Source organism: Lentzea xerophila (assembly GCF_051094245.1).
GTDB classification, from domain to species: domain Bacteria; phylum Actinomycetota; class Actinomycetes; order Mycobacteriales; family Pseudonocardiaceae; genus Lentzea; species Lentzea xerophila.
Genome location: NZ_CP194934.1, coordinates 8,130,089 through 8,143,963, shown reverse-complemented (window position 1 = coordinate 8,143,963; position 13,875 = coordinate 8,130,089). Strand labels below are relative to the sequence as shown.

Here is a 13,875-nt window from a genome sequence, read left to right as displayed (position 1 = left end):
AGGTGGCCCCGTTCGTTTCTCCAGGGCTCTGCGTTGTCCTCGGTGGATGGACAGTCGTGGCTCGATCCTCCTGCGCGCGGCGGAGATCGCCTCGGTCGACGGCCTGGAGGGCGTCACCATCGGGCGGCTCGCGGTCGAGCTCGGCATGAGCAAGAGCGGCGTGTTCTCGCACTTCGGCGCCAAGGAAGAGCTGCAGCTCTCGACGGTCCACACGGCCGCGGAGATCTTCGCGCGCGAGGTCGTGATGGCCGGCGGCTCGCTGCTCGACCTGTCCGAGCGCTGGCTCGACTACTCGAAGCGGCGCGTGTTCCCCGGCGGCTGCTTCTTCGTGGTGACCCGGTCCGAGTTCGCCGCCCGCCCCGGCCGCGTGCGCGACGCGTTGATGCTCTTCAACCTGCGCTGGATCTCACTGCTGGAACGGCTGAGCGGTGACGCCCAGATGGCGTTCGAGGTGGACGCCCTGCTGGCGGCCGCGGACCGGTTCGCCGTGCTCTACGACGACGCCTCGGCGTACGAGAGAGTGCGGTTGGCGTTGCGCGCACGGATCGCCATGCCGACCGGGACCGAGATGAGCATGGCCACGCCGAACGACAACAGCATCGCGAGCCACACGTCGTCGACGATCTGACCGCCGATGTACCCGACGGTGGCGGGGTAGACGCTCCACAGCGTCGACCCGATCACCGCGACGGGCACGAACCTGCGCAGCGGCCACTTCAGCGCACCCGCCAGCAACGCGCCGACGATGCCGCCCGCCGGCAGGAACCGCGCCGCGATGAGGATCGTCTCTCCCTTGGTCCCGAGCTGGTCGGCCGTCCACACCACCATCGCCCGCGCCCTGGCGTTCCTGTTCACCCGGTCGAGGGCCCGCATGCCCATCCGGCGGCCCGCGCTAAAGTTGATCATGTCGGCGACGACGCAGCCGGCGGCGGCCACGAGGACGACCAGGTACAGCGGGGCCTCACCGGACGCGGCCAGGACACCGGCGCCGATGAGCACGGCCTCTGTCGGCGCCAGCGGCACCACAGCGACCAGGAACAGCACTACGAGGCTGGCTGTGGTGCTCATGATCGGTGAACGTACGTGAGCCACGTGAACGATCCCTGCCTGGGTGTTTCTTCAGCGTGCCCACAGGAACCACCTCCGGTTCGTCCGAACGGCCGCCGCGGGTTGTCCGAAAGGGCATGACCGGATGTGACGCGGCCGGGGTTTCCCGGTCCGGTTTCCGGAACTCCGCCGGGGTGCCTCGCGGTTGCGGGTGCCGGCGGCTCCTCGGCGAGGTATGCCAGCCGACCTGGAGTGATCCGGGTCATACGCGCCGATCGGTCACGTCGTGACTGCCGATGACCGCCCGGTGTCGCCGGTAGACCTCCGATCTGTCATGCGTTCATCCAGGGACGCTCCCGTTGACCTCCTGGCCAGGCTGGCGTTAACGTCCGAACTCAATTGGAAAGCTTGTTTACTAATCCTTCGAGCCGCCGCCCTTGCCCAGGAGGAACGAAGTGATCAAAAAGCACACCAGAGCTGGTGTCGCGATAGCGCTGTTCGCGCTGGTGGTGCCGCAGATCGCGGCATCCGGCACGGCCAACGCGGCTGACTCCCTGCTTTCGGCCAACAAACCCACCACGGTGTCGTCCGTCGAGGCCGAGACCTTCGGCGGCGCCAACGCCGTCGACGGCGACTCGTCCACCCGCTGGGCGAGCCTCGAAGGCGTCGACCCCCAGTGGATCGCCGTCGACCTCGGCGGCACCGCCACCATCTCCAGGGTCAGGATCAACTGGGAGGCCGCGTACGCCTCCGAGTACAAGATCCAGACCTCCGCCGACGGCTCGTCGTGGAGCACCAAGAAGACCCTCACCGGGCAGAACGGCGGCGTCGACGAGACGACGCTCAGCACGTCGGGCCGCTACGTGCGGATCTACGGCACCAAGCGCGGCACGGAGTGGGGTTACTCGATCTTCGACCTGGAGGTCTGGGGCAGCAACCCCAACGGTGACAACACGGCACCGACCGCGCCGACCGGGCTCACCAGCACGGGCACCACGTCGAGCTCGGTCAGCCTGCGGTGGACGGCCGCGACCGACAACGTCGGCGTGACCGGCTATGACGTCCTGCGCAACGGCAGCGTTGTCGGCAGCCCGACCGGCACCACGTTCACCGACACCGGTCTCGCCTCAGGCACGGCGTTCACCTACACCGTCAAGGCCCGTGACGCCGCCGGGAACCTCGGTCCCGCGAGCAACTCGGTGCAGGTGACCACCCAGCCGGCCGCACCCGGCGACACCATCACGGTCGTCGCCGCCGGTGACATCGCTTCGTTGACGAACAACGAGCACTACGAGACGGCGAGGCTGATCGACCAGATCAAGCCGGACCACGTCCTCACGGTCGGCGACAACCAGTACGACAGCGGCACGATCTCGGAGTTCATGGCCCACTACGACAAGTCGTGGGGCAAGTACAAGAGCATCACCCACCCCGCGACCGGCAACCATGAGTGGGAGGACAACCTCAACGGGTACAAGGCGTACTTCGGCGCGCAGGCCTACCCGCAGGGCAAGCCGTACTACAGCTGGGAAGCCGGCGACTTCCACTTCGTCTCGTTCGACTCCCAGAAGATGTACGACACGGGTGCCGACTCGACGCAGCTGAACTGGCTGAAGGCCGACCTCGCCGCGAACACCAAGGCGTGCGTCGTCGGTTACTGGCACCACCCGCGGTTCAACTCGGGCGAGTACGGCGACAAGTCCAAGATGACGCCGCTGTGGAACGCCTTCGCGGACGCCAAGGCCGACCTGGTGCTCAGCGGTCACGACCACCACTACGAGCGGCTGAAGCCGTTGAACAAGAGCGGTTCGGTCGACGAGGCCAACGGCCTGCGCTCCGCGATCATCGGCATCGGCGGTGACTACCTGTACAAGTCCGTCAAGCCGCGGGCGGGTGTCGAGAACTGGTTCTCGGACTCCCACGGCGTCGTGAAGTTCACCCTGTCCGGTCGCTCCTACTCGTGGGAGGTCATCGACACGGCGGGCAAGGTGCGCGACAAGGCCGGTCCCTACAACTGTCGCTAATCGATCTGGCTGTTAGCCGGATCTGGCTGTCGATCGGAGGCCGTCGTGTACATCGCAACAGCTAGACAGGCTCCGGCGGCGGGTGGCACCGGCAGGATCGCGGGGAACGTCCTCGCGCTGGGTGCGGTGTCCCTGCTCACGGACGTCTCGTCCGAGATGGTCACCGCCATCCTGCCGCTCTACCTCGTGCTGGGGCTGGGGTTCTCCCCGCTGCAGTTCGGTGTGCTCGACGGCATCTACACCGGTGTGACGGCACTGGTCCGCGTCGCGGGCGGGCACGCGGCGGACCGCTGGCAACGGCGCAAGTTCGTGGCGGGCCTCGGCTACGGGATCTCGGCGCTGGGCAAGCTCGGCCTGCTCGCCGCCGGGACCTCGGCCACCGCGATGGGGCTCGTGCTGGCCGGCGACCGGACCGGCAAGGGCCTGCGCACCGCGCCGAGGGACGCGCTGATCACGTTGAGCAGCGAGCCCTCGGCACTGGGACGTGCCTTCGGTGTCCACCGTGCCATGGACACCGTGGGCGCGTTCCTCGGCCCGCTGGTGGCGTTCTGTCTCTTGTGGACGCTGCCGGCGCGCTACGACGTGGTATTCGTGGTGAGCTTCTGCTTCGCCGCGATCGGGTTCCTGGTCCTGGTGCTGTTCGTGCGCGACCACCGCGACGTGCTGCCACGCGTGGCGATATCCCTGCGGTCGGCGTTCGGACTGTTGCGCTCCAGGCCGTTCCGGCGGGTCTGCCTGGTCGCGTGCGGGCTCGGGTTCCTGACGCTGGGCGACGGGTTCATCTACCTCTTGCTGCAGAAGAAGCTCGACGTCGAGCTCGCCTACATCGCGTTGCTGCCGCTCGGGACGGCCGGCGTGTACCTGCTCGCGGCCGTGCCGCTGGGCTCGCTGGCCGACCGCATCGGCCGGTGGAGGATCTTCCTCGTCGGCCACCTGGCGCTGCTCGGCGCGTACCTCCTGCTGATCGGCGCGTCCGGAATCTCGTTGCTCGTCGGCGTTCTGGTGCTGCACGGGCTGTTCTACGCGTGCACGGACGGCGTGCTCATGGCCGTCGCCGGGCCGATGATCCCCGACGAGCTGCGCACGTCCGGCCTGGCCCTGCTCCAGACCGGGCAGGTGCTCGCCCGCGCGGCTTCTTCCGTTCTGTTCGGTGCTCTTTGGACGTGGTTCGCTTGGTGAGAGTCCTGATCGTCATCGCCGCCGTGATCGCGCTGGGTGCGGGCGCCACCGCCTACGCCCTGCGCGCGCCGGACGAGATTTCCGTTGCGGTGGAACAGGGTCCGGTCGAACTGTCGTCCGGCCGGCTGGTGTTCGTGGATGACGTGAGCGGCAAGGTGGCGTCGGTGCCGTTGACCGACCCCTCCGGTCCGCGGCGGGTGAGCTCGTTGTCCTGCAAGCGTTTCTTCGCCGCCGGTGGGCAGGGGCTGTGCCTCGCGGACGCCGCCGGCCCGTTGCCGGGATCGACGGCCGTGTTCGTCGACCGCGGGCTGACCGAACGCCGCCGCGTGGAGGTCGCCGGCGTGCCCAACCGCGCCAAGCTGTCGGCGGACGGGCGGATGGCGTCGTGGACGACGTTCGTCACCGGCGACTCATACGCACAAGCAGGCACGTTCTCCACCCGCACCGCGATCTTCGACCAGCGGACCGAGGCCTACGCCAGCAACATCGAGGGCACGCACGTCGAGGGCATGAAGACCGTCAACGACATGAACTGGTGGGGCGTCACGTTCGCCCCGGACGACCGCACGTACTACGCGACGCTCAGCACGGCCGGGAAGACGTACCTGGTCCAGGGTGACGCGGTGGACGAGTCGGCGAAGACGTTGCGCGAGAACGCCGAATGCCCGTCACTGTCCCCGGACGGCAAGCGGGTGGCGTTCAAGAAGCGCGTGCCCGGCGACGGCGCGCGACCGTGGCGCCAGCACGTGCTGGACCTGACCACGATGGTGGAGACACCCCTGGCCGAGACGCGGGGGATCGACGACCAGGTGGTGTGGCTCGACAACGACACCATCGCCTACGGCCTGCCGGGAGAGGGCATCTGGGCCGTGCGGGCGAACGGGGAGGGCGCGCCGCGGCAGCTGGTGCCGCACGCGTCCTCCCCGTCGCTCGTAACCGGCTAGCTAGCGGTTCGCCCGGTTGATCGCCGACACGATCGCGCGGAACGAGGCGGCGACCGTGGAGCTGTCGATGCCGACGCCCCACAGCACCCGGTCGCCCACCGCACACTCGAGGTAGGCGGCCGCGCGGGCGTCGTCACCGGCGGACAGCGCGTGCTCGGCGTAGTCCAGCACGCGCACGTCGTAGCCCACGGACGCGAGCGCGTCGACGAACGCGGCGATCGGACCGTTGCCCGACCCGGTGATCTCCTGCTGCTCACCGTCGATCAGCAGCGTCGCGGCGATCTCCTCGTGGCCGCTGCCGTCCGACGACGCCTTGTGCTTGAGCAGGTACAGCGGCACCCGGCCGTGCAGGTACTCCTCCGCGAAGGCGTCCCACATCTCCTTCGGGCCGATCTCGCCGCCCTGCGTGTCGGTGACCTCCTGGATCACCCGCGAGAACTCGATCTGCAGGCGCCGCGGCAGGTCCAGGTGGTGCTCCTGCTTCATCAGGTACGCCACGCCGCCCTTGCCGGACTGCGAGTTGACCCGGATGACGGCCTCGTAGTTGCGGCCGACGTCCTTCGGGTCGATCGGCAGGTACGGGACCTCCCACGGGAAGTCGTCGACGTGCTGGTCCGCGTCCTTGGCGTCGGCCTCCAGGGCCTCGAAGCCCTTCTTGATCGCGTCCTGGTGGGAGCCCGAGAACGCGGTGAAGACCAGGTCGCCGCCGTACGGGTGGCGTTCGGGCACCGGCAGCTGGTTGCAGTACTCGACGGTGCGGCGGACCTCGTCGATGTCGGAGAAGTCGATCTGCGGGTCGATGCCCTGGCTGAACATGTTCATCGCCAGCGTGACCAGGCAGACGTTGCCGGTGCGCTCGCCGTTGCCGAACAGGCAGCCCTCGATGCGGTCCGCGCCGGCCAGATACCCCAGCTCGGCGGCCGCGACGCCGGTGCCGCGGTCGTTGTGCGGGTGCAGGCTCAGGATGATCGACTCGCGGTTGACGAGGTTGCGCGACATCCACTCGATCGAGTCGGCGTAGACGTTCGGCGTCGCCATCTCGACGGTGGCCGGCAGGTTGATGATCAGCGGTTGCTCGGGCGTGGGCTGGATGACGGCCTGGACCGCGTTGCAGACCTCCAGCGCGTAGGACAGCTCGGTGCCGGTGTAGGACTCGGGGCTGTACTCGTAGCGGAAGTCGGTCTCGGGGTAGTGCTGTTCCTGCTCCTTGGCGAACTTCGCGGCGTCGGTGGCGATCTTCTTGATGCCGTCGCGGTCGGAGCGGAAGACCACGCGGCGTTGCAGGATCGACGTCGAGTTGTAGAAGTGGACGATCGCCTTGCTCGCTCCGCGGAGGGACTCGAAGGTGCGGGCGATCAGTTCCTCGCGGCACTGCGTCAGGACCTGGATGGTGACGTCGTCCGGGATGGCGCCGTCCTCGATGATCTCGCGGACGAAGTCGAAGTCGGTCTGGGACGCCGCCGGGAAGCCGACCTCGATCTCCTTGAAGCCCATGCGGACCAGCAGGTCGAACATCTTGCGCTTGCGGGCGGGCGACATCGGGTCGATCAGGGCCTGGTTGCCGTCACGCAGGTCCACGGCGCACCACAGCGGGGCCTTCTCGACGCGTGCGGCCGGCCAGGTGCGGTCGGGGACGTCGATGACCTCTACCAGCTCCTGGAACGGGCGGTAGCGGTGGAACGGCATGGAGGAGCCCAGCTGGCGGTTCCACGACTGCTGGGTGTCCGGGGCCGGGCGGGACGGCGTGCGAATGCGGCTGGTGCCGGAGGTGTAGGCGTCGTCGCTGGTCATGGTTCTCGTACTCCTGCGGGTCGTTTCACGGGAACGACCGGCGGCAACGCTGAAGCCCGCGACGGGGGGCCGGTCTGATCAGACCCCGTCACGGCAGCGAAGCAGGAGGGAACGCCACACGTCCGACAGAGTAGCCACAGTCCGGGGCGGGATGGAACTCGAGGACCGGATCGTGGGACGGAAGCAGGTCGAGTTGCAAGTTTTGACCTGCTCGTATCCGGGAAAAGTTCATGTATGTCCAGATTACGTACGACCAGTGGCCGCGGCACGGCTTCCCGCGTGATCAGCGGCATCGGCGCGCTCTTCGCCCTCATCGAGGTGCTCTACATCCTGATGATCGTGCTTGGCGCGAACGCCGCCAACGCGTTCTTCCGCTTCATCCAGTCCCTCGCCGAGCCCCTCGCGTTGTTCTTCCCCGGTCTCTTCCAGACGGGGAACGCCAACCTCGACGTGTTCCTGAATTACGGTCTCGCAGCCGTGTTCTGGCTGGTCGTGACCGGTCTGCTGGCGCGTGCGCTCTCGCGCTACTGAGTAGTAGATTCCGGCGGTATGCGGACACGAGTGGTCGGTATCGCCGCCGGAGTGGTCAGTTGGGTCGGCCTCGCGCTGGCGGTCGTGCTCGTCGTTCACGTCGTGCTCACCGTCGGCGGGGCCAACCCGGGCAACCCCATCACGAGCACGGTCAGGTCCCTCGCCGAGCCGCTGGCGCTCGCGTTCAAGGACCTCTTCTCGCCCGCGGACGCGAAGCTGCGGGTGATCGTCAACTTCGGGCTCGCGGCCCTGTTCTGGCTGGCCGTTCGAGCGATCGTCCTTAATCTCGTGAGGCGCCTGAACTAGGTTCGGTGCATGGCGCGCGACGACTTCTGCAACAGCTGCGGCACCCGGTACGCGGACACGGCTGCCTACCCCCGCAAGTGTCCCAGTTGTGCACACATGGTGTGGGCGAACCCGTCGCCGGTCGTTGTGCTGCTGGTGCCGGTCAAGGACGGGCCGCGGACCGGCCTGCTCACCGTGCGCCGGGCCATTCCGCCGGTGGGGGAGCTGGCGTTCGTCAGCGGGTTCATGGACCGCGGCGAGTCGTGGCAGGAGAGCGCGGCGCGGGAGCTCGAAGAGGAAGCGAACGTGCGCATCGATCCCGGTGAGCTGCGGCCACTGCACTTCGTGTCGACGCCGGACGGGGGCACGGTGCTGATGTTCGCCACCGCGCCCGCCATCAACGCGGAGGACATGCCGCCGTTCGTGCCGAACGAGGAGGCGTCCGAGCGGAAGGTCATCTTCGACTGCGTGCCGTTGGCGTTCCCGCTGCACAACGACGTCGCGACGAAGTACTTCTCAACCGAACAGTGACCGGCCCCAGGTGCCGGTGAAGGCCGTCTCGGACAGCGGGTGGCGCAGGCGTTCGCGCTGTTCGCGGGCTTGAAGGTCCTCCGGCAGGTTCGACAGGTCGCCCTGCCGCCCGATGGCCATCGCCACGAGCGGGCGGACGTCGGCGGGCATGTCGAACGCGGAGTGGGCGGCGTCCTTGTCGAAGCCGCCCATCATGTGCGAGATCAGGCCCAGGTCGGTGGCCTGCAGGGCCATGTTCTCCATCGCGAGGCCCAGGCCGAACTCGACGTTCGGGATGTCACCGCGCTTGTCCTGGGTGATCACGCAGCCGATGAGCAGGACCGAGGCGCGCCCGGCCCAGGTCTTGTTGCCGCGGGTCAGGGTGTCGAAGATCCGGTCGAACGTCGGGGTGCCGCGACGGCCCGCGACGAAGCGGGCCGGCTGGCTGTTGCCGTGGGAGGGGGCCCAGCGCGCGGCGTCGAGCACGGTGCGCAGGTCGTCGTCGGAGATCGTCGCGTCGGCGTCGAAGGCGCGGGGGCTCCAGCGCTTCGAGATCAGCTCGTTCATCAGATCGCATACTGCCAAACGGCCAGGGAGTAGGCGCCGAACCAGGCGCTGAACAGCGTCGCGACGCCCAGCACCGTCAGGACGGTGGACGGGCGGCGGCGGGCCAGCACCAGGGCCGGCGGCAGCAGCAGCGTGAAGGCGGGGACCAGCAGGCGGGCCTTGGAGTTCATCAGGCCGTTCGAGCCCAGGTCCATGAGCAGGACACCGAGGCCGTAGACGATCAACGGCCATTCCAGGCGGCGCTGGAAGGCGTAGAAGACCAGGACGATCGCCAGGACCAGGAGCCAGACCGTGCCGGTCTCGAGGACCGAGCGCGGGTTGCCGAGGTGGCCCAGGGCGAACTCCCAGGTCGCCACGCCGCCGTCGAACTTCGAGCCCCAGCCGCGTTGCTGCACGCCGAACCAGCCCGCGAGGTCACCGGTGCGCAGCGCGACCCAGCCGACGTAGCCGAGCATGCCCAGCGGGGCGACGAGGCCGCCGGCCCACGCCCGCCAGTCACGCCGGTCGGCGATCACCGCCACCAGCGCGGCGAGGCCGACGGCGGCGATCAGTGCCGCCGCGGTGGGACGGACCAGGCCCGCGGCCGCGCAGCAGACGCCGGCGAGGAGCCAGCGCTTCTTCACGACACCGACCAGCGCCCACGCGGCGAACGCGCAGAACGTGGCCTCGGAGTAGGTCATCGACAGCACCACGGCCATCGGTGACGCGGCGAAGAGCGTCACGAGGATCAGGCCGGCCGGCGTCGAGCCGTCGCGGACCGTGCGGCCGAGCACGAACAGACCGTAGGCGCAGAAGAGCCCACTGATCAGGCTGACCGCGAACGCCGCGCCCACCACGTCGACGCCCGGCAGGCCGTCGACCCACCTGATCAGCGCGGGATAGCCGGGGAAGAAGGCGAGCGGGGTCTCCGCGGTACGCCTGCCGAACGCGTCGTACAGCGATGCCGGGACGCCGTCGTAGCCGCCGGCCGCGATGCCGAGGAACCAGTCGCCGTCCCACGACCTGAGGTTGCCGACCGCGGTGTCGGTCTTGCCGGTGAGCTTGTTCTGGTACTCGACGACGAGTTGCAGGACGAGGAGACCGACCTGGCGGACGGCCAGGTAGATGATCGCGGGGGCCGTCCAGAGCGCGGCGGGGTGTCTGAGCGCCTCGGCCATCCGCGAGCGCGCACTGCTCTGCTGCACGGCTGCTGGGGCCTCCACGACATCGACGCTCGACGACACGCGAACAGAGTAGTCACGCGCGTCACGGCTCCAGAGTCTCACCAGGTGGTCCGGGTAGGCTGCCTACGACGTGGGGTTTTAGTCGCGCGAAGGAGGTCAGGTCGGTGGCGCTCGTCGTCCAGAAGTACGGCGGTTCATCGGTGGAGAGTGCCGAGCGGATCAAACGCGTGGCCGAGCGCATCGTCGCGACCAAAAAGGCGGGCAACGACGTCGTGGTCGTCGTGTCCGCCATGGGCGACACGACCGATGAGCTGCTCGACCTCGCCCGCCAGGTCTCGCCGGTGCCACCCGCGCGTGAGCTCGACATGCTGCTCACCTCCGGTGAGCGGATCTCGATGTCGCTGCTCGCGATGGCGATCAACTCACTCGGTGCGGAAGCGCGCTCGTACACGGGCTCACAGGCCGGCGTGATCACGACCTCGGCGCACGGCAAGGCCCGGATCATCGACGTGACTCCCAGCCGGATCCAGGACGCGATGTCCGAGGGGGCCATCGTGATCGTCGCGGGCTTCCAGGGTGTCTCGCAGGACTCGAAGGAGATCACCACGCTCGGCCGTGGCGGCAGCGACACCACCGCGGTGGCGCTCGCGGCGGCGACGAAGGCCGACGTGTGCGAGATCTACACCGACGTGGACGGCGTCTACACCGCCGACCCGCGCATCGTGCCGAACGCGAAGAAACTCGACACGATCACGTATGAGGAAATGCTCGAGATGGCCGCCTGTGGCGCCAAGGTGCTGATGCTCCGCTGCGTGGAGTACGCCCGGCGCTACAACGTCCCCGTGCACGTCCGCTCTTCGTTCAGCAACAAGACCGGAACCATCGTGTCCGGTTCAGTGGAGGACCTTCCCGTGGAACAGGCGATGATCACCGGCGTCGCGCACGACCGGTCCGAGGCCAAAATCACCGTGACGGCAGTTCCCGACCACCCCGGCATCGCGGCCAAGATCTTCCGCGTCGTGGCGCAGGCGGAGCTCGACATCGACATGGTCGTGCAGAACGTGTCGCAGGCCGCGTCCGGCCGCACGGACATCACGTTCACGCTCGCCAAGGTCGACGGCCCGCGCGCGGTGGCGGCACTGGAGAAGTCCCGCGGCGAGATCGGCTTCGACCAGGTCCTCTACGACGAGCACGTCGGCAAGGTGTCGCTGATCGGCGCGGGCATGCGCTCGCACCCCGGCGTCACGGCGACGTTCTGCGAGGCGCTGGCCACGGCCGGCGTCAACATCGACATCATCTCCACCTCGGAGATCCGCATCTCGGTCATCTGCCGCGACACCCAGCTCGACGACGCCGTCCGTGCCCTGCACGACGCGTTCGACCTGGGCTCCGACGAAGAGGCCGTCGTTTACGCAGGGACTGGACGATGAGCGCGCCTGTGCTCGCGCTGGTGGGCGCGACCGGTGCCGTGGGCACCGTGATGATCGACATCATGAACACCCGCTCCTCCGTGCCGTGGGGCGAGATCCGGTTGATCGCCTCCCCGCGCTCGGCGGGCAAGAAGATCAACGTGCGCGGCCAGGACCTGACGGTCGTCGCCCTGTCGCCCGAGGCCTTCGACGGCGTCGACATCGCGATGTTCGACGTGCCGGACGAGGTCTCCGCGGAGTGGGCCCCGATCGCCGCCTCTCGTGGTGCCATCGCCATCGACAACTCGGGCGCGTTCCGGATGGACGCGGACGTGCCGCTGGTCGTGCCCGAGGTCAACGCGGACCAGATCGACAACCGCCCGCGCGGCATCATCGCGAACCCGAACTGCACGACGCTGTCGATGATGGCGTCGCTCGGTGCCCTGCACCGCGAGTTCGAGCTCAAGGAACTGGTCGTCGCCTCCTACCAGGCCGCGTCCGGTGCGGGCCAGTCCGGCATCGACCGCCTGTACGCCGAGATCGCCGCGCTGGCCGGCAAGGAGGCCGGTGTCGTCGCGGGTGACGTGGCGGAGGCGTTGGCGGCCGCCGGTCTGTCGGCCGACGACTCGCCGTTCCCGGCCCCGCTGGCCCTGAACGTGGTGCCGTGGGCGGGGTCGCTGAAGGACGACGGCTGGTCGTCGGAGGAGCTCAAGGTCCGCAACGAGGCCCGCAAGATCCTCGGCATCCCGGACCTGAAGGTCTCCGCGACGTGCGTCCGCGTCCCGGTCGTCACCACGCACTCGCTGTCGGTCCACGCGACCTTCGCGCGCGAGGTCACCGTCGAGGCGGCGCACAAGATCTTCGAGGAGCAGCCGACCATCGTCCTGATCGACGACCCGGCCGCGAAGCGCTTCCCGACGCCCGCCGACGTGGTGGGCGGCGACCCGACGTACGTGGGCCGCGTGCGCCAGGCGCTGGACTTCCCGAACACGCTGGACTTCTTCGTGTGCGGTGACAACCTGCGCAAGGGTGCCGCGCTGAACACCTACGAGGTCGCGGAAGAGCTCGCCAAGCGCCTCTGAGGGCTTTAACCGGCCCCTGTCGCCCTTCACCGGGTGACAGGGGCTTTTACCTGCTGCTTTCCGGTTCTTTGGGGGCGTACGGTCGCGTTCGTGACCGTTGATTGGGACGCACCGGACATGCGCCGCGCCCTCGCCCACCGGGCGGGCCCGCTCACCGCGACGACGGCGTCCGGCCTGGTCAGCCCCTCGGTCTTGGTCGTCCTACCGGGTCCTCGCCCGCATCGCCGACGGCCTCCGCGTCCCCCGCTCGTACCTAGGCCTCGCCGAGGTTCCTCAGTACCGTCGAGACGAGGTTGGGGAGGACGAGGCCGTGAAGCGTCGCAGGTTCCTCGCGAGTGCCGCCGCGATCATCGTGGGCGAGGCTGTCCTCGGCGAGCCAGTCGCCGCGGCCACTCCCGACCTCGAGTTCGTCGCTCCCAGCCAGGTCGGGATGTCGGACGTCCGTCGGCTCCATACCGCGACGGCAGCCTTGCGGCAGCTCGACTACCAGGTCGGTGGCGGCGTCTCCCGAACCGCGGCGGTGGCCCAGGCGCAAGCGTCCGAGGTGCTGTTCGGGGCCTCGATGACCGATGCGGTCCGGCGCGAGCTGCACCTGGCGGTCGCCGACCTGCACAGCGTGGTGGGACTGGCGTCGTTCGACTGTCTGCTGCCCGACCAGGCCCGCCACCACTACCTTCGCGCGCTCGAACACGCCAAGCAGGCCGACGATCCGGCGCTGAGCGCGTTCCTGCTGTGCCGCATGGGCCACATCTACATGTTTAACGGTGAGCCGGACGCGGCGCTGAAACTCTTCCACCTCGCCGAGCTGCCCGCCGCCGACTCCCGGTTCGGGGCTATCGGCTTCGTCACCGCGTGCTATCAGGCGAGGGCGTACTCGGAGATGGGCATCGCCGATCGTGCGCTCGGCCTGACCAGCCGCAGCGAGGACAACTTCGCCCAGCACGCCGATCGCGAAGTCCCGCAGTGGCTCGAGTTCTTCCGCAAGTGGGGTGCCGACACGGTGCGGGGGCATGTCTGCTTCGCGCTCAGCGGCACCGAGCCGAAGCACGCCACCATGGCGCTGAACGCGCTGCGCCTGACCGTCAACGCGCACAAGCCCGGGTTCGAACGCGACAACCTCATGGACCTGACCAGCCTCGCGACGCTGCACCTCCGTGCCGGCGACGTGGACCACGGGATGCGGATCGCCGCGAGCACGGTCACCCGCGCCGAACAGGTCGACTCCAAGCGACTGAACCAATGGCTCCAGGTTCTCGGCACCGAGGCTCGGGGGCACGGGGCCGACGGGAAGGAACTCGCAATCGCCATCGGTCGCCTCGCGTGACCGGTAAGGTCCGACCCCG

At 68.7% G+C, this 13,875-nt stretch carries 12 protein-coding genes and 2 pseudogenes; 10 read left to right on the top strand and 4 right to left on the bottom strand.

Annotated features, from left to right (window positions below; genetic code table 11):
* Nucleotides 1-46: 46 nt before the first annotated feature.
* Nucleotides 47-628: a TetR/AcrR family transcriptional regulator gene (locus tag ACRSBM_RS39035; RefSeq protein ID WP_434451741.1), complete on the top strand. Its 582-nt coding sequence runs from the start codon at nt 47-49 to the stop codon at nt 626-628.
* A gap of 20 nt (nt 629-648) precedes the next feature.
* On the opposite strand, the pseudogene ACRSBM_RS39030 reads toward ACRSBM_RS39035, so the two are convergent.
* Nucleotides 649-1,068, bottom strand: a pseudogene (locus ACRSBM_RS39030) (DedA family protein); the annotation flags it as partial.
* A 434-nt stretch (nt 1,069-1,502) separates the two neighbouring features.
* Between ACRSBM_RS39030 and ACRSBM_RS39025 the strand changes: the two are divergent.
* The 3 genes and pseudogenes from ACRSBM_RS39025 (at nt 1,503) to ACRSBM_RS39015 (ending at nt 5,194) form a co-directional block, all read left to right on the top strand.
* Nucleotides 1,503-3,071: a discoidin domain-containing protein gene (locus tag ACRSBM_RS39025; RefSeq protein WP_434451740.1), complete on the top strand. Its 1,569-nt coding sequence runs from the start codon at nt 1,503-1,505 to the stop codon at nt 3,069-3,071.
* 45 nt (nt 3,072-3,116) lie between these two features.
* A pseudogene (locus ACRSBM_RS39020) lies at nt 3,117-4,321 on the top strand (MFS transporter); the annotation flags it as partial.
* Nucleotides 4,310-5,194 carry a hypothetical protein gene (locus ACRSBM_RS39015; RefSeq protein ID WP_434453403.1) on the top strand — a complete coding sequence of 295 codons (885 nt, stop codon included), beginning with the start codon at nt 4,310-4,312 and terminating at the stop codon, nt 5,192-5,194. The pseudogene ACRSBM_RS39020 and the gene ACRSBM_RS39015, both read left to right, overlap by 12 nt.
* Here the strand turns inward: ACRSBM_RS39015 and leuA are convergent, their stop codons facing one another.
* On the bottom strand, nt 5,195-6,985 hold the full coding sequence (leuA, locus tag ACRSBM_RS39010; RefSeq protein ID WP_434451739.1) for a 2-isopropylmalate synthase: 1,791 nt from the start codon (nt 6,983-6,985) through the stop codon (nt 5,195-5,197).
* Between the two features lie 234 nt (nt 6,986-7,219).
* Between leuA and ACRSBM_RS39005 the strand changes: the two genes are divergently transcribed.
* From ACRSBM_RS39005 to ACRSBM_RS38995, 3 genes are read left to right on the top strand one after another with little or no spacing between them, the layout of a single operon-like run.
* Nucleotides 7,220-7,516, top strand: a complete 297-nt coding sequence (locus tag ACRSBM_RS39005; protein WP_434451738.1) for a hypothetical protein — start codon at nt 7,220-7,222, stop codon at nt 7,514-7,516.
* 18 nt (nt 7,517-7,534) lie between these two features.
* Nucleotides 7,535-7,822 carry a hypothetical protein gene (locus tag ACRSBM_RS39000; RefSeq protein WP_434451737.1) on the top strand — a complete coding sequence of 96 codons (288 nt, stop codon included), beginning with the start codon at nt 7,535-7,537 and terminating at the stop codon, nt 7,820-7,822.
* A gap of 9 nt (nt 7,823-7,831) precedes the next feature.
* A complete protein-coding gene (locus tag ACRSBM_RS38995; RefSeq protein ID WP_434451736.1) occupies nt 7,832-8,332 on the top strand; it encodes an NUDIX domain-containing protein in 501 nt (166 codons plus the stop codon).
* Here the strand turns inward: ACRSBM_RS38995 and ACRSBM_RS38990 are convergent.
* Both ACRSBM_RS38990 and ACRSBM_RS38985 read right to left on the bottom strand, forming a co-directional pair.
* Nucleotides 8,318-8,878 (bottom strand): nitroreductase family protein, encoded by a 561-nt coding sequence (locus ACRSBM_RS38990; RefSeq protein WP_434451735.1) that lies wholly within the window; start codon nt 8,876-8,878, stop codon nt 8,318-8,320. The two genes, ACRSBM_RS38995 and ACRSBM_RS38990, sit on opposite strands and share 15 nt — an antisense overlap.
* On the bottom strand, nt 8,878-10,101 hold the full coding sequence (locus ACRSBM_RS38985; RefSeq protein ID WP_434451734.1) for a hypothetical protein: 1,224 nt from the start codon (nt 10,099-10,101) through the stop codon (nt 8,878-8,880). Before ACRSBM_RS38985 ends, ACRSBM_RS38990 begins: the two co-directional genes overlap by 1 nt.
* 104 nt (nt 10,102-10,205) lie before the next feature.
* On the opposite strand from ACRSBM_RS38985, the gene ACRSBM_RS38980 reads away from it, so the two are divergent.
* From ACRSBM_RS38980 to ACRSBM_RS38970, 3 genes are all read left to right on the top strand, one after another.
* The gene (locus tag ACRSBM_RS38980; protein WP_434451733.1) at nt 10,206-11,471 is read left to right on the top strand and encodes an aspartate kinase; all 1,266 of its coding nucleotides are present in this window, start codon (nt 10,206-10,208) and stop codon (nt 11,469-11,471) included.
* Nucleotides 11,468-12,532, top strand: coding sequence for an aspartate-semialdehyde dehydrogenase (locus ACRSBM_RS38975; protein WP_434451732.1), 1,065 nt, complete (start codon nt 11,468-11,470; stop codon nt 12,530-12,532). The genes ACRSBM_RS38980 and ACRSBM_RS38975 overlap by 4 nt, the downstream gene beginning before the upstream one ends.
* Before the next feature lie 310 nt (nt 12,533-12,842).
* Entirely contained in the window at nt 12,843-13,856 is a 1,014-nt protein-coding gene (locus ACRSBM_RS38970) for a hypothetical protein (RefSeq protein WP_434451731.1), read from the top strand.
* The last annotated feature ends 19 nt before the right edge of the window (nt 13,857-13,875 follow it).